This window comes from Streptomyces sp. NPDC004838, from assembly GCF_053600955.1.
In genome coordinates this window covers 18,322-36,604 of sequence record NZ_JBSGAW010000044.1, presented here as the reverse complement: position 1 = coordinate 36,604, position 18,283 = coordinate 18,322, and the positions used below count along the sequence as shown (strand labels likewise).

Here is an 18,283-nt window from a genome sequence, read left to right as displayed (position 1 = left end):
GTCAGACCTTCGTTCCCGAGGCGACGACGAACAGCATGTGGTCGGTGATCCGCCCGTCCGCCTCGGCCACCGAGTGCCGTGCGCGGAACGCGGGTGACGCCCTCCCGTAGCGGTCCCGGATGGCCTCCCGCGCGTCTTCGCCGATCGCGCCGTTGTCCGACCACACGTCCACGTCCTCCACCGACACGTACCGCTGCGACCGCACCGGGTCGCAGCCCGCGCCGGCGAGCAGGGCCTCGACATCGCCGGGCCGGAAGAAGTGCCGCCGGGCCGGGTTGCGCAGCCGCAGGATCTCGAAGTACTCGTCGCGGTCGTCGTCCCCGTAGGCGCACAGGTGGGTCAGCACGACCCGCCCGCCCGGCCGGGTCACCCGCACCATCTCCCGCACCGCGTCCGGCAGCGTCATGAACTGGATCCCCTGACGGCACACCACGATGTCGAACGTGCCGTCACCGAACGGCAGCTCCTCCGCCGGGGCGATCACCAGTTCGTCGAGCGTGCCGCGCGCCTGCGCGGCCATCTCCGGCGTGATGTCCACGCCGACCAGCCGCCGCACCCGCCCGGCGAACAGCCTGGACACCAGTCCGGTGCCGCACGCCACGTCCAGGACCGCGTCGCCCGGCTGGGGCGCGGCCGTGGACAGCATCAGCTCGCCGAGCGCGTCGTCGGTGCACCACGAACTGGACCGGTCGTAGGTGCTCGCGCGGTCGGCGAAGTGCGTGCGGACGCTTCCCGTCTCGTTCATCTGCTCTCTCCTGCCAGAACCAGGGCGCGGCCCGGCGTCGCGCGGCGGCGCAGCCGGCGGACGGTGGCGTCGCGCCGCCAGCGCCGGAAGTGGTTGCGGTCGGTGCACAGCGATCGCGCCTCCACCGCCAGCCGCACCGCGAACCCGCGCAGCGCGACGCCGAGCGGACCGGGAGCCGGTTCGTCCAGCGAGGCTCCGTCGAACGGGTAGCGAAGTGTCTCCATCGTCCGCGCGGTCGCGCTCTCCACCTGCCGCCGCTCCCGGTCGGACAGCCCCCGCCGGTGGGCGCCGATCCGGGCCGTGGTGATCGGGTCGCCCGCCGTGCGCCAGGACGCCGACAGCGACGCGGTCACCCGGGCGTTGCCACTGAGGTGGTGCGCCAGCATCGCGGGCTCGACCGTCTCACCGATGAAGTCGCAGATCGCCCGGATCTCCCCCTCGGGCGCGGACACCAGGTCCTCGTACCGCACCAGGTGCACCACGGCCGGCCCCCACCGCTCCAGGGCCGCGCGGGCGAGCTCCTGTTCGGCCGTCCACCGCAGCGCCATCCGGTACGGGTGGCAGTAGCCGAACACGGCCCGCTTCGCCGACGCGGCCACATCGCGGGGATCGCGCACCAGCCACAGGAACCGCGCGTCCGGGAGTTCGGCGAGCACCTCGTCGACGTGCTCGACCATGAACGTGCTCTTGCACCCCCACCGGGCGGCGCCCTCCGCGACGCGGTACTGGTCGTAGATCGCCGACACCACCGCGAACAGCGACGGCGCCTTTCCCCTCACGGCAGTCTCGGTCACCGCGGCCCGGTCGATCACGTGCGGCCACGGGTGGATGTGGTTGCGCAGCAACCGCATCGCGTCGCCCACCATCGCGTCGACGTCACCGTGGTACGGGATGCCGGACAGGTACCGCATGAAGTGCGGCGGGTGCGGGACCGCGATCCGCGAGTGCGCGTCGAGCACCAGCCGCAGCAGGTTCGACCCGGAGCGCTCGGTCCCGATGATCAGGATCGGGCCGTCCTGGGGGGACACAGGTCAGGCCCCGACCGTGAGCTTCTTCGCGCCGCAGTCCATCAGAGTGCTCCCGGCCGCGGCCACCTCCGGGTCGGCCACCTTGTCCAATGTGTACTGTTCGGAACCGGGAACCAGTGGCGCGGCGGCGGAACTCCACTCCGTGCGCCAGCCGGTCCCGGCGTACGACGTCGACCGCTCGGTGCCGTCGGCCGGCTGCGGGTGGAAGTACTGGAAGTGCTCCGGCCAGTGCCGGAAGTCCATCACCGGGCCGGGCTGATAGGCGTCGTACACACGCTTGTACGCGTCCCGGCAGACCTGCTCGGGCAGCCCGCTCACGTTCAGGAACTCGTCCTCGTGCAGCGCCTGTTCGACCGACAGCCAGTTGAGGTGGTCGATCTCGGTGCGGATCACCTTGTTCCGCACCGCGTCCTGGTACACCGTCGTACCGGGCATGGCCGACAGGTACTTCACCCGGGTCACATGGTTGTACTGCTCGGCGAACTGCACCATGTGCGACAGGGATTCCTCGGTCTCGTTCGGCAGACCGACGATGAGCAGCGAGCCGAACCGCACGCCGCCGTCGAACGTGGTGCGCATCGCGCGGACGGTCAGGTTCTCGCTGCTGCCCTTGCGGGCCTCGCGCAACACCTCGGTCCCCAGCGACTCGACGCCGTACAGGATGATGTCCGCACCCGCCTCCCGCATCGCGTCGATGCGCGGTTTGTCCATGTCGGCGCACCGGGTCAGACAGGTCCACCGCAGATCGTGCTGGGAGATCACGTCGCACATCTCGATGGTCTGGCCGCGGTGCGAGCTGAACGTGAGGTCGACGAAGAAGCAGAACTCCACGCCGTACTGGGTTTTCAGCCAGTCGAGGTCGCGGTCCATCTTCTCCGGCGACTTCGCCCGCACCTGCGGGGTGGTGCGGTAGCAGAACGAGCAGTCCATCTTGCAGCCGCGGCTGTAAGAGGAGATCACCTGCGGCTGCATGCCGAGCGGCGACCGCGACTGAGGCCACAGGTCGAGCCGCATCCTGGGCAGCGCGTCGAGGTCCATCATCTGGCCGCGCGGCGGCGTGCGGCGCGCCTTTCCCTTCTCGTCCCGGTAGCAGATGCCCTTGACGGTCGGGAGATCTCGCTGCCACGAGCCGCGGGCGTAGCTCTCCATCAGCTCCAGGATGGTGATCTCGCCCTCGCTGATCACCGCGATGTCGCAGTCGGTGTCCGTCATGAATATCGACGGAACGGAGGTGACCAGCGAGCCGCCGCAGATGATCGGTATGTCCGGGTGCGACTCGCGGACCATCGCCATCAGCGCGCGGCAGAACGGGAAGTTGTCCTCGAACGTGCACACACCGAGCACGTCGGTGCCTTCGATGATCTGCTCGTACGCCGCCTGCAGCGGGTTCGGGGTGTAGCGGACGTCGACGATGCGCACCGGGTACCCGGCGTTGTGCAGCACGGTCGAGATGTACGTCGCGCCCTCGTAGGGTGAGGTGAGGAAGAACTCCCAACCGCGCGGCATGGTGAACGGCGAGGGTCCGACGACGAGGGTGAATCTCGGAAGCGCGGGATCGGTCGGCACCGGTTCGGCGTCCTGGTTGCGCATCTGCTCCATGTAGCGCTGGTCGACGGTGCCGTTCGCGTCGGCATACAGCTCCAGGGCCAGGGATAACTTGCGCGCCATGTGAACTCTCCCTCGCGTCACGGTCGCGGACGCTCCGCCAGGTAACTGTAGGGGCGGGATGTGCTGTTCGGCACGGGTGTTCATGCCGCGCTGTTCGTCGATGTCGTACGCGGGGAGCCCGTTGCTAGCCTTCGGTGCCGCTGGCGTCCGGCCCGGCGGCTCGACAGCGGATACAGAGGAATCCCGGTGACCACACAGCCGAACATCCTGTTCATCTCCCTGGACACCGTGCGCGCCGACGTGGCCTATTCGGGGAAGTACCCCGGTGTGGAGCGGCTGCGCGCGAGCGGGGTCAGCTTCACGCAGGCGATCTCGTCGTGCCCCCTGACGCCGGTCAGCCACGCCACGGTGTTCACCGGGCTCCAGCCGCCCCGCCACGGGGTCAGGCACCTGTTCCGCGAAGCGCTGGACAAGCGGGTGCCGACGCTGGCGGAGTGCCTGTCGGAGGCCGGGTACACGACCGGCGCGGTGGTGTCCTGCCCCGGCCTGAACAAGTGGTACGGGATCGACCGCGGGTTCGACTTCTACGACGACGAGATCCCGCTGCTGCCGGACGGCCGGGACCCGCTGTCGGTCGGCGACGTGAAGCTGCGCGGGCTGGCGCTCAAGCGCGCGCCGCTGGTGGTCGAACGCGCCGCTCACTGGCTCGAGTCGCTGGACGGCACCGGCCCGTTCTTCCTGTTCGCGCACTTCTTCGACGCGCACTGGCCGTACGAGCCGCCGGAGGACGTCGGCGTCGAGGTGGCGAACCCGTACGAAGGCGAGGTCGCCTACACCGACCACTACGTCCAGCTCCTGCTGCGCCGCATCGCCGAGATGGGCCACGACATCGAGTCGATGCTGGTGGTGTGCTTCTCCGATCACGGCGAGGACCTGGCCGGGTGGTACCCCAACGACCACGCCGGCGACCTCGGCCACCCGTACGAGGAGGGCCACGGCTGCCTGCTGTTCGACGCGACCCAGCACGTGCCGCTGATCATCAGCGGCCCCGGCGTGCCGGCGGGGACGAGCGTGGACAGCCAGGTGCGGCTCGTCGACATCATGCCGACGGTGCTCGACCGACTCGGGCTGGAGCCGCGGTCGTCGGACGGTGCCTCGCTGACCGAGTTCTTCGCAAACGGCACCGGTCCGTCCCGCGAGGCGTACTCGGAGACCTACTTCCCGCAGGAGCGGGCCGCCGCCTCGGACGAGTACCCGGACCTGAAGGCGCTGCACGCGGTGCGGGCGGACGGGCGGAAGGTGATCTGGGAGGCGGACGGGCGGCAGGTGTGGGCCTACGACCTCGCCGCCGATCCCCACGAGCTCGGCGGCCGGGTTCTCGTGTCCGATGAGGACGCGTGACACCAGGGGTGACCTCGGCGCCCCGCTCGGTCCGCCGGGTGCTGGTCGCGAGCACGATCGGCACCGCCATCGAGTGGTACGACTTCTACCTGTACGCGACGGCGTCCGCGCTGGTGTTCGGCCCGCTGTTCTTCCCCGGGTCGTCGGCTGCCGGCGGTGTGCTCGCGTCGTTCGCCACCTACGCGGCCGGGTTCGTCGCACGCCCGCTGGGCGGCCTGCTGTTCGGCCACTTCGGCGACCGGGTGGGCCGCAAGTCGATGATGGTGTGGACGTTGCTCGTCATGGGCATCGCCACGTTCGGCATCGGCCTGCTGCCCACCTATGACAAGGCCGGTGTCCTCGCGCCGGTCCTGTTGGTGACGTTGCGCGTCGCGCAGGGCATCGGCATCGGCGGCGAATGGGGAAGCGCGGTGCTGCTCAGCACCGAACACGGCCCGCCCGGGCGCCGGGGCTTCTTCAGCAGCTGGCCCGCGATGGGCTTCGCGGTGGCGCTGTTCGGCAGCAACCTGACCTTCGTGCTGATCTCCAAGCTGCCCGAGGAGGACTTCCTGACCTGGGGGTGGCGGCTGCCGTTCCTGGCATCGAGCGTCCTGGTCGGCATCGGTGTCTGGGTCCGGCTGGGAGTCGAGGAGACACCGGAGTTCATACGTGGCCGGGCGGAGAACCGCGCCGCCCGGGTGCCGGTGATCACGGTGCTGCGGCGGTGGCCGCGCCGCGTGGTGATCGGCATTCTCGCGTCGCTCGGCACCGGGTCGGTGATCGCCATGTTCACCGTGTTCCTGGTGGCGCACGCGGCGAAGGCCGGGCCGGAGGTGCGGTCGGCCGTGCTGACCGGGCTGATCATCGCGGCCCTGGGAGAGTGCGTGACACTGCCGGTGTTCGGCGCGCTGTCCGATCGGTTCGGCCGCCGGCGGGTCATGATCTTCGGCTACGTGGTCGCGGCGGTGGCGATGATCCCGGCGGGCGCCTGGCTGTCCTCGGGTGACCCGACGCTGATCGCCCTGGTGTTCATCCCCGCGCTGACCATCGCGCACGGCGCGATCTACGGCGGCCTGGCGGCATTCCTGGTGGACCTGTTCCCGACCATGGTGCGGTTCTCCGCGATCGCCGTGACCTACCAGGTCGGCGTCACGATCTCCAGCTTCTGGCCGCTGGTCGCGGTCGCGATCACCGGCGGCTCGTCGGCGCTGCTCCCGGTGGTCGCGCTGTTCGCGGTGGTCGAGATGGCGGCGGCGATCGCCGTGGCGTGCGCGCCGGACTCACGCGCTGACGCGGACCTGGCCGCGGACCCGGCAGGCGAGCGCCGACCAGTCAGCCGCGCAGTCCATGGCGAGGCCGGCGACGACCGGTGACCAGCGCTGGGGGACGGCCGCGGCGAGGCGGTCCCACTGCGCGGCGTCGAGGGTGTTGGCGTCGAGCAGCCGCAGGAGCGCGCGGCCGATCTCGGAGAACCGCAACGACGGATCGGTGCGCAGCGAGAGCAGGAACCGGCCTCGTTCGGCGCGAGGCGTGCCGCTGGTGCCGTTGCCACCGCCGGTGTTGTTGCCCGGTGCGCCGTTTTCCATGTTTTCCGCGCTTTCCGGGTTTTCTGTGCTTTCCGGGTTTTCTGTGTTTTCCGTGTTCTCCGCGCGGTGTCCGGCGGAAAGGCGATGCCGCGACGGAATAGGGTTCTCGCCGCGGCGCATTCTTTCCCGGACATCCCGGGCGGTGCCGACCGATATTCCGGCGATTCGGGCGATCTCCCGCAGCGAAAGACCTGGATTGTTCGAAATCGCCCGACTCGCAATCGTGCGTCCGTGGGAGGCGTCGAGTGGCCGCACTTTCCCGTCGCGGCCGAGGCGGGTGTTCAACTGAGTCATTTCCCCGGTTGAACGCTGCCGGATCGCGGCCACCGTCTTGGTGGACAACCCGGCCGTCGACGCGATCAGGCGGTCCGACAAGTGCGGATGCGACGAGAGGATCCGGGAGGCGGCGGCGGTGCGGTCGGCCAGCGTCAGCGGCAGCCCCTGGGCCACGTTGGCGCTCACGGCCAGCACGAACGCGTCCTCCTCGGTGCCGTCGACGAACCGCACACCGATGGCGGCGTCCCCGCGCAGCTTGGCCGCGCGCAGGCGGTGCACGCCGTCGATCACCTGCATGGTCGGGCGGTGCACGAGGATCGGCGGGAGGTCGTCCGGGCACTGCGCGAGCACGCTGACATGGTCGGGACTGGAGCCGGCGATCCGCACGAGACGCGTTTCGGTCACCTGGTCGACCGGCACGAGCGTCGGCGGCGTGTCCCCTGATCGCGTACCCAGCGATGTCCCGCTCACCCGAACTCCTCCAGATGGGCCAACCCATTTCCGAGCACGACTTGGTCACGCTCGGCAGCGCGTAACTGATCAGGTCTCGGGAAGCGGCTACAAGATACTGGCCAGGTCATGGCACCGAACAGACCGGCGGGACAGAATTTCCATTAACAAGTTCTCATCATTGCCATTGCGGTCGGCGCATCGGGCGAGCGCCGAAGTAAGCACCTCGCCGACCTCGTTGACACCGATCCGCGTCATGAGACAGAGTTCCCCTCGTTCCTCTAAATAGATTTCCGTGGGTCACGGAGTGTGAAACCGCAGTGGACGCGCGAATGAATACGGCGAATCCCTTACCGGCCGAGACGATGGTGGGGATGTTCCGGCGCCAGGTCGCCCGGGCCCCGGAGTCGATCGCGGTTGTCGCCGCTGACGGCACGCTCTCCTACGGTGAGCTCGACGCCCGCGCTTCCGCGGTGGCGGGCGGGCTGCGCGACCGTGGGATCGGGCCGGACGACATCGTCGCCGTCGCGATCCCGCGCGGCGCGGACATGGCGGTGGCCGTCGTCGCCGTGCTCGCCGCGGGAGCCGCGTACCTGCCGGTCGACCCCGCCCAACCGCCGGACCGGGTGGCCGCCTTGCTCGCCGACGCCCGTCCCGCCCTGGTGCTGGCGCCGGAGGAGCTGCGGGCGCTGGAGGCCGCGGCGGTGTCCGCCGTCCCGGTGGCGGATCCCGATCCGGCGTGCGCCGCCTACGTCATCTACACCTCCGGCTCGACCGGAAAGCCCAAGGGCGTGGTCGTTCCCCACGCGGGGATCGCTCATCTCGTCGCGGCGCAACGGGAACGCTTCGGCGCCCGACCGGGTGCCCGGGTGCTGCAGTACGCGTCGGTCGGCTTCGACGTGGCCGTCGCCGACCTGTGCATGGCGCTGCTCACCGGGGCTACGCTCGTTCTCGCGCCGCCCGAGGGCCTTCCGCCCGGCGAACCGTTCGCCCGGTTCATCGCCGAGCACGGCGTCACCCACGTGTGCATGCCGCCGAGCGCGCTCGCCACCCAGCCGGACATGGCGCTGCCCTCGGTCTCCTGCCTGATCGTCGCGGGGGAGGCGCTGGGCCCGGACCTCGTCGCCCGCTGGTCCGCCGGCCGCCGGATGATCAATGCCTACGGCCCGACCGAGACGACCGCGTGCGCCACCATGAGCGCGCCGCTCACCGGCGGCCCGGTGGTGCCGATCGGGGCGGCGATCCCCGGCACCGAACTACGGGTGCTGGACCAGACGTGCGCCCCGGCCGCCGAGGGCGAACTGTACATCGGCGGCGCCGGGGTCGCGCGCGGCTATCTGGGCTGCCCCGGGCCGACCGCGCAGCGGTTCGTCGCCGACCCGTGGGGTCCGCCCGGGTCGCGCATGTTCCGCACCGGCGACCTGGTCCGCGTGCTGCCGAACGGTGACCTGCTGTTCCTCGGCCGGGCCGACGATCAGGTGAAGATCCGCGGCCACCGGGTCGAACCGGCCGAGGTGGAGGCCGCGCTCGGCGCTCACCCGGCGGTGGCGCGGGCGGCGGTCGTCGCCCGCTCCGGACCGCTCGGCCCCTACCTGGTGGGCTACGTGGTGCCGCGCGGGGCGAGCGTGCCGGACCTGCGCGCGCACCTCGCCGAGCGGCTGCCGGCCCACCTCGTCCCGGACACGATCGAGGTGGTCGGGCACTTCCCGTTGACCCCCAACGGAAAACTGGACCGGGCCGCGTTCGCCGAGCCCGCGCCGCGGGCGTCGGGCGCGCTCGCCGACGACCTCCCCCGGTTGTTCGCCGAGGTGCTGTCGGTGGATTCGGTCGCGCCGGACGACGACTTCTTCGCCCTCGGCGGCACCTCGCTCATGGCCACCGCGCTGGTCAGCCGGATCCGGGTCGAACTGGCCGTGGACGCGTCCGTGGCCACCGTGTTCGACGCCTCCACACCCGCCGATCTCGCCAAAGCCCTGTCCGCGATGGACCCGGTGGCCTCAGTAGCCTCAGCGGCCTCGGTGAACTCGGCCAGGGGCCGGACATGAACGTCGTGATCGTCGGGGCGGGTATGGCCGGAACCATGCTGGCGATCCGGCTGGCCCGCCGCGGCCACCAGGTGGACGTGGTGGAGCGGCGCGGCGACCCGCGCGGCACGAACGGCCCGGACGCCGCGTCGATCAGCGTCGGGCTGTCCGAACGCGGGCGGGCGGCGTTACGCGACATCGGCCTCCTCGATGAGGCCCTGGCCAAAGCGGTTCCCATGCGCGGGCGGATCGTCCACCACAGCGGCCGGGTCACCTACCAGCCCTACGGCGCGGACGACACCGAGGTGCTGCACTCGGTCCGCCGCCACGACCTCAACATCGCCCTGCTCGACGCCGCCGAATCGGTTCCCCGGGTGCGGCTGTGGTTCGGGCACCGCGTCACCGGCCTGGCCGGTACCGAGGTGCGGACCCCGGCCCGGACGTTCTCGGCGGATCTCGTCGTGGGCGCGGACGGCGCGTACTCGACCGTGCGCACGCACCTGCACCGCCGGGTGCGCGCCGAGTTCCACCAGACGCACCTGGACTGGGGCTACCGGGAGTTCACCATCCCGGCCGTCGACCGGCCGGAGGCGTTGCACGTGTGGCCGAGCGGGCGGGGACTGGTGGTGGCGCACCCCAACCCGGACGGATCGCTGACCGGCACCGTGTTCCTGCCGTTCGACGGCGACACCGGGTTCTCGGGGCTGCGCGACCCGGCACGGGCCGGGGCGTTCCTGGCCGAGGAGTTCGGCGACCTGACCGATCTGGTGCCGGACCTGGTCACGCAGTTCCTCGCGCACGAGCCGGGCAGCCTGGTGTCGGTGCGCACCGCGCCGTGGCAGCACGACCGTGTCGTCCTCGTCGGCGACGCCGCGCACGCCGTGTTCCCGTTCTACGGCCAGGGGATGAACGCCGCGTTCGAGGACTGCGCGGTGCTCGACGCGTGTCTCGCCGAGCATGCCCCGGGCGACGCGCTCGCCGCGTTCGAGGCCCGCCGCCGCCCGCACACCGACGTGCTCGCCGAGTTGTCCGCGCGCAACTTCGTCGAGCTGCGCGACCGGGTGCGGTCACCGGTGTTCCTGGCCCGCAAGCGGATCGACTTCGCGCTCGGCCGCCTGTTGCCGGGGTGGCGGACGCTGTACGCGATGATCAGCCACAGCAGCCTCCCGTACGGCGACGCGCTCGCCCGGGCCCGCCGCCAGGACCGCCTCCTCGGTGGACTCGCCGGGCTCGGCACAGTCATGTTGCTCGCTGCGGCGCGGCGGAAGCGGAGCGGGAGATGCTGAGCCACCCGGCGGGTGACGTCGCGCTGTTCGAGCCGGATCACCCGGACCTGCCGGCCGCCGCCGAGGCGGTGCTGGCGTGGGCGCGGTCCTACCTGTGCCGACCGCACCCCGATCTGGGGCGGGGCGGCGACGTGTGCCCGTACACGGCCATCTCGCTGGAACGGGGCGGGTTCTTCCTCGCCGTACACCCCGGACGGCCGGACCTGCGGGCGGTGATGACCGCCTACCGCGACTGGTTCCCCGACCTGCCGCCGCGTGAGGGGCCGCAGGCCAGATACCGGACGGTCCTGGTGGTGCTGCCGGACGTCACGCCCGGGGAGATCGACCGCACGCAGCGGGAGCTGAAGCCCGGGTTCGTGGAACGCGGCCTGATGATCGGCGAGTTCCACCCGGGACCGCCGTCCGCGCCCGGTCTGTGGAACGCGGACTTCCGGCCGATGCGCAGCCCGCTGCCGTTGCTGGCGGTGCGGCACATGGTGGCCGCCGACGCGCCGTTCCTGCGGGCGGACCCGGAGCATCTGGCGGCGTACCGGCGCCGGTTCGGAGACCGGGGAGCGTACCGATGACGGTCCTGCTCCCGCCCGGGGCCCGGCGGCTGTGGTTCCTGGAGGCGTTCGCCGACGGCGCACCCCTGCACAACAACCCGGCGGTGTTCCGGTTGGCCGGCCCCGTGTCGGTGGACGCGCTCCAGCGCGCGGCGGATCTGGTGGTGGCCCGGCACCCGGCGCTGCGCACCACGTTCGACGAGGTCGACGGCGAGCCGGTCGGACGGGTGGGTCCGGTGGGCGCCGCGGATGTCGTGGTGCGGACGGTGCCAGCCGCAGACGCGGCCGCTGCGGCGTTCGCGGCGCAGGCCGCACGGGAGCCGTTCGACCTGCGCACCGGGCCGTTGTTCCGGATCCGTCTGGGCCGGATCACGCCGACCGACCACATACTGGTGATCAACACGCATCACGCGGTCGTCGACGGTACGTCACTGTCGGTGCTGTGCGGGGAGATCAGCGCCCTGTACGCCGACCCGGCCCGGCCGCTGCCGGATCCCGGGGCGCCGCCGGACATCGTCGACCACGACCCGTCGGGCCGGGTGTCCGATCTGGTCGGTGTGCCGGACCTGCTCACCCTGCCCACCGACCGGCCCCGCCCGAGGATGCGCGCCTTCCGGGGGGAGTTGCGCCGCCACGCCGTCCCCGAGGGTCTCACCGCGCGGGTCGACGCGCTCGCCCGCGCCACGCGCGCCACCCGGTTCGTCGTGCTGCAGGCCGCGTACGCCGCCACGCTGGGCACGACGGCGGGTCAGGACGACGTCGTGGTCGCCACCCTGGTGTCCGGGCGGCCGGGGCCGGAGTTCGCCGGCGTCGTCGGAATGTTCGTGAACCCGGTGCCGTTGCGGGTGGGGATCGGCGGCGATCCGACGTTCCGCGAGCTGGTGGCCAGGGTCCGCCGCGCGGTCGCGGCGGGGCTGGGCGGCGCGGCGGTCCCGTTCGACCGGATCGTCGAGGCGGTCGGCGCCTCCCGCGACCCGAGCCACGCGCCGCTGTGCCAGGCGCACCTCGTGATGCAGGACCCGCCCGAGGTGGTGCTCCCCGGCGTGCGGGCCGACCGGATGCTGCCGGACACGGGCACGGCCGACGTCGACCTCACCGTGATGGTGGAGTCCGGCGGCGCGGAGATGGCGGTGGTCACCGAGCACGACACGGACCTGTTCGACGGTGCGACGGTCGACGGTGTCGCCGGGCGGCTGCTGGCCTTGCTGGACCGTGCGTGCGCCGACCCCGATCGCCGGTTGTCGGCGTTGACGGCCAAGCCTTCGGCGGTGGCCGGGCCGGTGGCCGGGCCGGCCGGTGCTCCGGCGCCGTCGACCGTGCTGGAGCTGATCCGGTTCGGCGCGGACGGCCTCGCGGTGGGTGAGTTGTCCTACGCCGAGCTGGAGCGCCGTTCGGCGGCGCTGGCCTCGGTGCTGCGGGCGAAGGGCGCCGGGCCGGAGGCGTGGGTCGCGGTGGACCTGCCGCGCGGCACGGACCTGGTGGTGGCCATCCTCGGGATCTGGCGGGCGGGCGCGGTGTACGTGCCGGTGGAACCGCTGTGGCCCGAGCCGAGGCGGCGGGCCGTCACCGAGGCCGCCCGCGTCGTGCTGACCGAGATCCCGGACCTGCCGGAGGAGTTCGAGCGCGTCGATCCCGCAATCGCGCCCGAGTCACTGGCGTACGTGCTCCACACGTCCGGGTCGACCGGCCGCCCGAAGGCGGTGGGCGTGCCGCACCGCGCGGTGGCCGGGATGCTGGCCCGGTCGACGGCGCTGGTGGGGCTGGGCGCCGGGGACGTGGTGGCGGCCATGATCTCCCCGGCGTTCGACATCTCGGTGTGGGAACTGGTGGGGCCGCTGACGGTGGGCGCCCGGGTGGCGCCGGTACCGCCGGAGATCGTTGTGGACGGTCCCGCGCTGGCGCGGCGTCTGATGGCCGAGGCGGTCACGGTCGTCCAGGTCACCCCGTCGGTGTGGGCGGTGCTGGCGGCGGCCGGGGGCGTGCCGCAGTGCGTGCGGGTCCGGGTGTCGATCGGGGAGGTGCTGACGCCGGAGCTGGCCGGGTCGCTGGGCGGGGCCGAGCTGTGGAACACGTACGGCCCGACCGAGACGACGATCTGGTCGACCGCCGAGCGGGTGCGCCAGGGCAGCCGGTTCGGCATCGGCGACCCGCTCGGCGGCGTGGCCGTGTATCTGCTGAACGCGGGACTGCGACCGGTTGACGACGACGTGGTCGGCGAGGTGTACCTGGGTGGTTTCCCGCTGGCGCGCGGCTATCTCGGCGCGCCCGGCCGGTCGGCGACGAGGTTCGTCGCCGACCCGTTCTCGCCGGTGCCCGGCGCGCGCATGTACGCGACGGGCGACCTGGCGCGGCGCCGGCCGGGTGGTGTCGTGGAGTTCGTCGGGCGGGTGGACGCGCAGCTCAAGGTGCGGGGTCACCGGGTGGAACCGGCCGAGGTGGAGGCGGCGCTGCGGGCGGACCCGGAGGTCGCCGACGCCCGCGTGGCCGGTGACGGTGACCGCCTGGTGGCCTACGTGATCCCGGCCGCCGGGATCACGCCCCGCTGGCCGAGGGTGCGGGAGCGGCTGAGCCGTGTCCTTCCCGCCTACCTGGTGCCGTCGGCGATGGTGTCCGTGGACGCGTTCCCGTTGACCAGTTCCGGAAAGCTGAACGTACGCGCTCTGCCCCCGCCGGCGGAGGATGTCGCCGCCCCTGATCCCCACCCGGGTCTGGAGACCGCGCTCGCGGAGATCTTCGCGAGCCTGCTGGCTCGCCCGGTGAACCGCGACGACGATTTCTTCCTGTCCGGCGGCCATTCCCTGGCGGCGGTGAAGGCCGTCGCCGAGATCCGGGCGTCGGTCGGCGCGGAGGTGACGATCAGAACCCTGTTCGCCAACCCCACCGTCGCCGCCCTGGCCGCCGCGATCGATGCGGGCCAGGGCGATCCCGATACGCCGGAGCTCCCGGACACTCCAGACATCTCGGGGGCGGTGCCCGCTCCACCGGGACGGCTGTCCGGCCCGCAGCACGGGCTGTGGATCATCCACCAGGCGGGCCGGGACGACGGCGCCTATGTCGTGCACGCCGCGTTGCGGCTGGAGGGTGCGCTCGACGAGGCGGACCTGCGCGCCAGGTTCGCCCGCACTCTGGCCACCCATCCCGTCCTGCGATCGGCGATCGTCGTCCAGGACGACACCCCGCGGCTGAGCGCGGCGCCTTACACGGACGAGTTGGCGGCGAGGGCCTGGCGCACCACCGACCTGAGCGCTCACGCGGACCCGTGGCCAGAGGCCGAACGCCTGGCCGCCCGGGACGCCGACCGCCCCTTCGACCTGACCCGGCGCCCGCTGGTGCGAGCCCACCTGATCAGAACCGCCCCCACGACCCATCTCCTGACGGTCACCGCTCACCACATCATCTGCGACGACACATCGATATCGATCCTGCTGACGGCCCTGACCACCGTGGATCCGGTCTCCCCGCCCCTGTCCGGTGCCACGGACGTCCAGGGGCCGAGGGCCGCGCCCGGCACGAAGACCAGCGCACCGGGGCTACCGGTCCCCGCGCCGGCTGCCGTGGGCCCGCGGCAGCGAACCACCGAATTCTGGGCTGAAACACTCCGCGACGCCCCGCCTGCCTCCGGGCCCTCGCCGGACCACCCGTACGGCACGGCCCGGGCCCCCGTGTCGGGCGGATCGCCGCACCCGGAATCCGGCCCGGGCCCGGCTCACCCCCGCCGCGCGGGCGCTGTCCCCGGTGCCACCCACCGGTTCACCGTCCCGGCCGGGCTCGCCCGCCGTTTCGCCACCTGGTGCCGGGACGAGCGGACCACCACCTTCGCCGGTCTCCTCGCCGTCTTCGCCATCGTCTCCTCCACCCGGGACGGCGGTGACGACCTCGTCGTCGGCGCCCCGGTCAGCACCCGCCCGGCCGGATGGGACGACGTGATCGGCATGTTCGTCACGACCCTCCCGCTCCGGCTCCGCACGAACCGTCGAGCCACCCCCCGCGACCTGCTCGCCGACGCCACCGGGGTGGTGGCCGACGCGATGGACCACGCCGACATCTCCCTGGCCGACATCCTCACCACGGTCCCCACCCCACGGCAGGACCACCCCCTGTTCCGGACGATGCTGGTCCTCAACCGCGAGACGGCCCCCGTCACCTTCCCCGGCCTGACCGCCACCCCGCTGCCGATCGACCGCGCCACCAGCCGTTTCGACCTCACCCTCCACATCAGGGAAAGGGAACGCGAGGGCGACTGGCCCGCCCTCATCGACTACCGCACCGACCGGTACGAGGCGGACACGATCACCAGGATCGCCGACCAGGTGCTGGCGGTCATGGAGGCCGTGGCCCGCCACCCCGGTCTCCCACTGGCTCACCTGGACCTGTTGTCCCCGGCCGACAGCGCCGTCCACACCGCCCTCGGCACCCGGTCCGGTCCGGCCTCCCCCGGTGGACCGGACACGCCGCCCACCGGCCCGGCCGTCCGCACGCGACCGGCCGCCACGACCGTCGTGGACCTGATCGCGGCCCGCACCGCCCAGACCCCTGACGCCACCGCCGTCCTCGACCTCGCCGCCACTCCCCTCACCTACCGCGACCTGGACCGCAGATCCTCAGCCGTCGCCCGCCACCTGCGCGAGGCCGGCATCCGGAGCGAGGACCCGGTCGCGATCACCATCCCGTCCAGCGCCGACGCGATCATCGCGATCCTCGGCGTGCTCAAGGCGGGCGGATGCTTCGTCCCCATCGACCCCGCCCAGCCGCCCTCCCGCCGACACGCCCTGATCACCGCCAGCGGTGCGAGGACCGTCCTGACCCGCGACGCCCTCCCCGCCACCGGCCACCACGAACCCACGCCCATCCACCCGTCCCAGCTCGCCTACGTCGTCCACACCTCCGGCTCCACCGGCGAACCCAAGGGCGTCGAAGTACAGCACGACACCCTCCTCAACCTCACCACCGCTTTCATCGCCGAACACGGCCTCACCGCCGCGCACCGCCTCCTCATGGTCCCGCCCCCGCACTTCGACGCCGCGTTCGGCGACATCTTCCCGGTCCTGGCGGCCGGGGCCACCCTGGTCATCCACCCCGACCCGGGCGGCCTCACCGGACCGGACCTCCTCGGGCTCTGCGTCGAGCACCGGCTGTCCGCGGTGGACACGGCGGCCCCCCTCTGGCAGCGCTGGGTGGCCGATCTCGCCGGGCAACGCCTCCCGCTGGAGATCATGATGGTCGGCGGCGACATCGTCCCGGCGGCGACCGTCCGCGCGTGGGCGAAGCACGGCATTCCCCTCCACAACCACTACGGCCCGACGGAAGCCACCGTCTGCGCGACCAGCCATCGCACCGTCGACGGCCGCGAGCACCCCACCCGACTGCCGATCGGCCGCCCGCTGCGACACGTCCGCGTCCACCTCCTCGACCGGGCCCTGCGCCGGGTGCCCGTCGGCGTGGTCGGCGAGATCTACATCGGAGGAATGGCGCCCGCCCGGGGGTACCGGGGAAACCCGGCCGCGACCGCCGCGGCGTTCTTCGCCGACCCGTACGGCGCCCACCCCGGCGCCCGCATGTACCGGACCGGCGACCTCGCGAGGCTGAACCCGCACGGCACGCTCGAGTTCGTCGGCCGGGCCGACGACCAGGTCAAGATCCGCGGCAACCGGGTGGAGCCGGGGGAGGTGGCGGCCGTGCTCGCCGCGCACCCGGCCGTCGCCGAGGCCGTGGTGGTGGCCAGGGGCGACCGCCTCATCGGCTACGTCGGCGCCCCGGCCTCGACCACACCCACCCGGAACGCACCCGATCCGGCCACCCCCGGCTCGCGGGCCGCCGTCCCGGACGTTCCCGGCCTGCGCGCCTTCTGCGCCGACCGCCTGCCCGCGCATCTCGTGCCGGACACCGTGGTCGTCCTCGACGCCCTTCCCACCACAAGCACCGGCAAGGTCGACAACTCCGCCCTCCCCGAACCCCCCACCAACCCCACCAGCCCCTCCGCCCCGGCGGATCCGCCTCGGACCGCCACCGAGCGAGCCGTCGCCGCCATCTGGGCCACCGTTCTCGACCAGTCCGGCGAGGACCTGGACCGCACCGCGGATTTCTTCGCCATCGGCGGGCACTCGCTCATCGCCGCCCACGTCCTCGCCGCCGTCCGCGACCGTCTCGGCGTCACGGTGCCGATGCGCACCCTGTTCACCGCCCCCACCGTGGCGGCGTTCGCGGCAGCCATCGATGACGGTGCCTCGGCGGACCTGCCCACGGTCGACCGGTTGCGCGCCGACGCCGTCCCCCCTCCCGAAATCCGTCTCCGCACCGTCCACCGCCCGCCCGGCGTCCCCTCGGCCGGCACGCCGCGCCGGATCCTGCTCACCGGCGCCACCGGCTTCCTCGGCCGCCACCTCCTCGGCCAGCTCCTGGCCCGGACCGACGCCCGGATCCACTGCCTCGTCCGCCAGGGCTCGATCGACCGGCTGCCGGTCACCGACCGCGTGATCCCGGTCCCCGGCGACCTGTCCGCACCCGGCCTCGGCCTGTCCGCAGAGGATCACGACACCCTCACGGCCGTGGACGCGATCTACCACAACGCCGCCGTGCCGCACTTCGCCGCGCCCTACAAGGCCCTCAAACCCGCCCACGTCGACGCCACCGCCGCGCTCCTGCGCCTGGCCGGCGACAGCGGCGCCCCGCTGCACCTGATCTCCACCCTCGGTGTCTTCCTCGGTGACGCCTACGACGGCCGCGTCGTCACCGAGACCGACGCTCCCACCGACCCGAGCGGCCTCACCAGCGGCTACGACCTCAGCAAATGGGTGGCCGACGCCATGGCCGCCGCCGCCCGCGGCCACGGCCTGCCCGTCTCGATCCACCGCATCGCGGCCATCGTCGGCGACACCGCCACCGGCGCCGCCGACCCGCGCTCCGCGTTCAGCCGCTGGCTCACCGGATGCATCGCCGCGGGCGCCGTCCCGGACACCGCCGAGGTGCTGGACATGGTGCCCGTGGACACGGTGGCCGCGGCGATCGTCGCGCTCTCACAGGCCCCGAACCACCTCTGCCGGGACCACCACTACCACGGCGACGGCGGCCTCACCCGTGCCGCCCTCGCCGCCGCCCTCACCTCGGCCGGTCACCCGACCGAGGTGGTGCCGTACCACCGATGGCGGGAGCGGATGCTCGCCGACCCGGCCGGGCCTTTCGCCCCGCTCGCCTTCTCCCTGCCCGAACACCCCCGCCCGCACCCGCGGTTCGACTGCTCCCGCACCTGGGCCGCCGCGGCCGAGGCGGGGGTGGGGTTCCCCCCGGCCAACGAGCGAATGCTGCGCAGGCACCTGGACTTCCTCACCGGTGCCGGCGCGCTTTCCGGAAGTGGATGA

The 18,283-nt window shown here is 72.6% G+C and carries 10 protein-coding genes; 6 read left to right on the top strand and 4 right to left on the bottom strand.

Features of this window, described 5'->3' with window-relative positions; genetic code table 11:
- Position 1: 1 nt before the first annotated feature.
- The 3 genes from ACWEFL_RS33705 to ACWEFL_RS33695 are packed head-to-tail and all read right to left on the bottom strand — an operon-like array spanning position 2 to position 3,441.
- Entirely contained in the window at positions 2-745 is a 744-nt protein-coding gene (locus ACWEFL_RS33705; protein WP_451720337.1) for a class I SAM-dependent methyltransferase, read from the bottom strand.
- Positions 742-1,773 carry a sulfotransferase family protein gene (locus tag ACWEFL_RS33700; protein WP_451720334.1) on the bottom strand — a complete coding sequence of 344 codons (1,032 nt, stop codon included), beginning with the start codon at positions 1,771-1,773 and terminating at the stop codon, positions 742-744. The genes ACWEFL_RS33705 and ACWEFL_RS33700 overlap by 4 nt, the downstream gene beginning before the upstream one ends.
- A gap of 3 nt (positions 1,774-1,776) precedes the next feature.
- The gene (locus ACWEFL_RS33695; protein ID WP_451720331.1) at positions 1,777-3,441 is read right to left on the bottom strand and encodes a B12-binding domain-containing radical SAM protein; all 1,665 of its coding nucleotides are present in this window, start codon (positions 3,439-3,441) and stop codon (positions 1,777-1,779) included.
- Between the two features lie 186 nt (positions 3,442-3,627).
- On the opposite strand from ACWEFL_RS33695, the gene ACWEFL_RS33690 reads away from it, so the two are divergent.
- Positions 3,628-4,782: a sulfatase gene (locus ACWEFL_RS33690; protein ID WP_451720328.1), complete on the top strand. Its 1,155-nt coding sequence runs from the start codon at positions 3,628-3,630 to the stop codon at positions 4,780-4,782.
- The gene (locus ACWEFL_RS33685) at positions 4,779-6,134 is read left to right on the top strand and encodes an MFS transporter (protein WP_451720325.1); all 1,356 of its coding nucleotides are present in this window, start codon (positions 4,779-4,781) and stop codon (positions 6,132-6,134) included. The genes ACWEFL_RS33690 and ACWEFL_RS33685 overlap by 4 nt, the downstream gene beginning before the upstream one ends.
- Here ACWEFL_RS33685 and ACWEFL_RS33680 read toward each other — a convergent pair.
- Positions 6,042-7,094, bottom strand: coding sequence for a transcriptional regulator (locus ACWEFL_RS33680; RefSeq protein WP_451720323.1), 1,053 nt, complete (start codon positions 7,092-7,094; stop codon positions 6,042-6,044). The genes ACWEFL_RS33685 and ACWEFL_RS33680 overlap by 93 nt on opposite strands.
- A gap of 344 nt (positions 7,095-7,438) precedes the next feature.
- Here ACWEFL_RS33680 and ACWEFL_RS33675 point away from each other — a divergent pair, with 344 nt between their 5' ends.
- Genes ACWEFL_RS33675 through ACWEFL_RS33660 form a run of 4 tightly spaced genes read left to right on the top strand, consistent with a single transcriptional unit; the run spans position 7,439 to position 18,283 of the window.
- Entirely contained in the window at positions 7,439-9,118 is a 1,680-nt protein-coding gene (locus ACWEFL_RS33675; RefSeq protein ID WP_451720387.1) for a non-ribosomal peptide synthetase, read from the top strand.
- On the top strand, positions 9,115-10,383 hold the full coding sequence (locus ACWEFL_RS33670; RefSeq protein WP_451720320.1) for an FAD-dependent oxidoreductase: 1,269 nt from the start codon (positions 9,115-9,117) through the stop codon (positions 10,381-10,383). Before ACWEFL_RS33675 ends, ACWEFL_RS33670 begins: the two co-directional genes overlap by 4 nt.
- Positions 10,377-10,949, top strand: a complete 573-nt coding sequence (locus ACWEFL_RS33665; RefSeq protein ID WP_451720318.1) for a DUF6875 domain-containing protein — start codon at positions 10,377-10,379, stop codon at positions 10,947-10,949. The genes ACWEFL_RS33670 and ACWEFL_RS33665 overlap by 7 nt, the downstream gene beginning before the upstream one ends.
- Entirely contained in the window at positions 10,946-18,283 is a 7,338-nt protein-coding gene (locus ACWEFL_RS33660) for an amino acid adenylation domain-containing protein (protein ID WP_451720315.1), read from the top strand. Before ACWEFL_RS33665 ends, ACWEFL_RS33660 begins: the two co-directional genes overlap by 4 nt.

Bases quoted from the DNA above. Each gene is read 5' to 3' on its own strand.
- ACWEFL_RS33675 (WP_451720387.1), top strand. From the start codon at position 7,439: ATGGTGGGGATGTTCCGGCGCCAGGTCGCCCGGGCCCCGGAGTCGATC.
- ACWEFL_RS33705 (WP_451720337.1), bottom strand. From the start codon at position 745: ATGAACGAGACGGGAAGCGTCCGCACGCACTTCGCCGACCGCGCGAGC.
- ACWEFL_RS33670 (WP_451720320.1), top strand. From the start codon at position 9,115: ATGAACGTCGTGATCGTCGGGGCGGGTATGGCCGGAACCATGCTGGCG.
- ACWEFL_RS33665 (WP_451720318.1), top strand. From the start codon at position 10,377: ATGCTGAGCCACCCGGCGGGTGACGTCGCGCTGTTCGAGCCGGATCAC.
- ACWEFL_RS33695 (WP_451720331.1), bottom strand. From the start codon at position 3,441: ATGGCGCGCAAGTTATCCCTGGCCCTGGAGCTGTATGCCGACGCGAAC.
- ACWEFL_RS33660 (WP_451720315.1), top strand. From the start codon at position 10,946: ATGACGGTCCTGCTCCCGCCCGGGGCCCGGCGGCTGTGGTTCCTGGAG.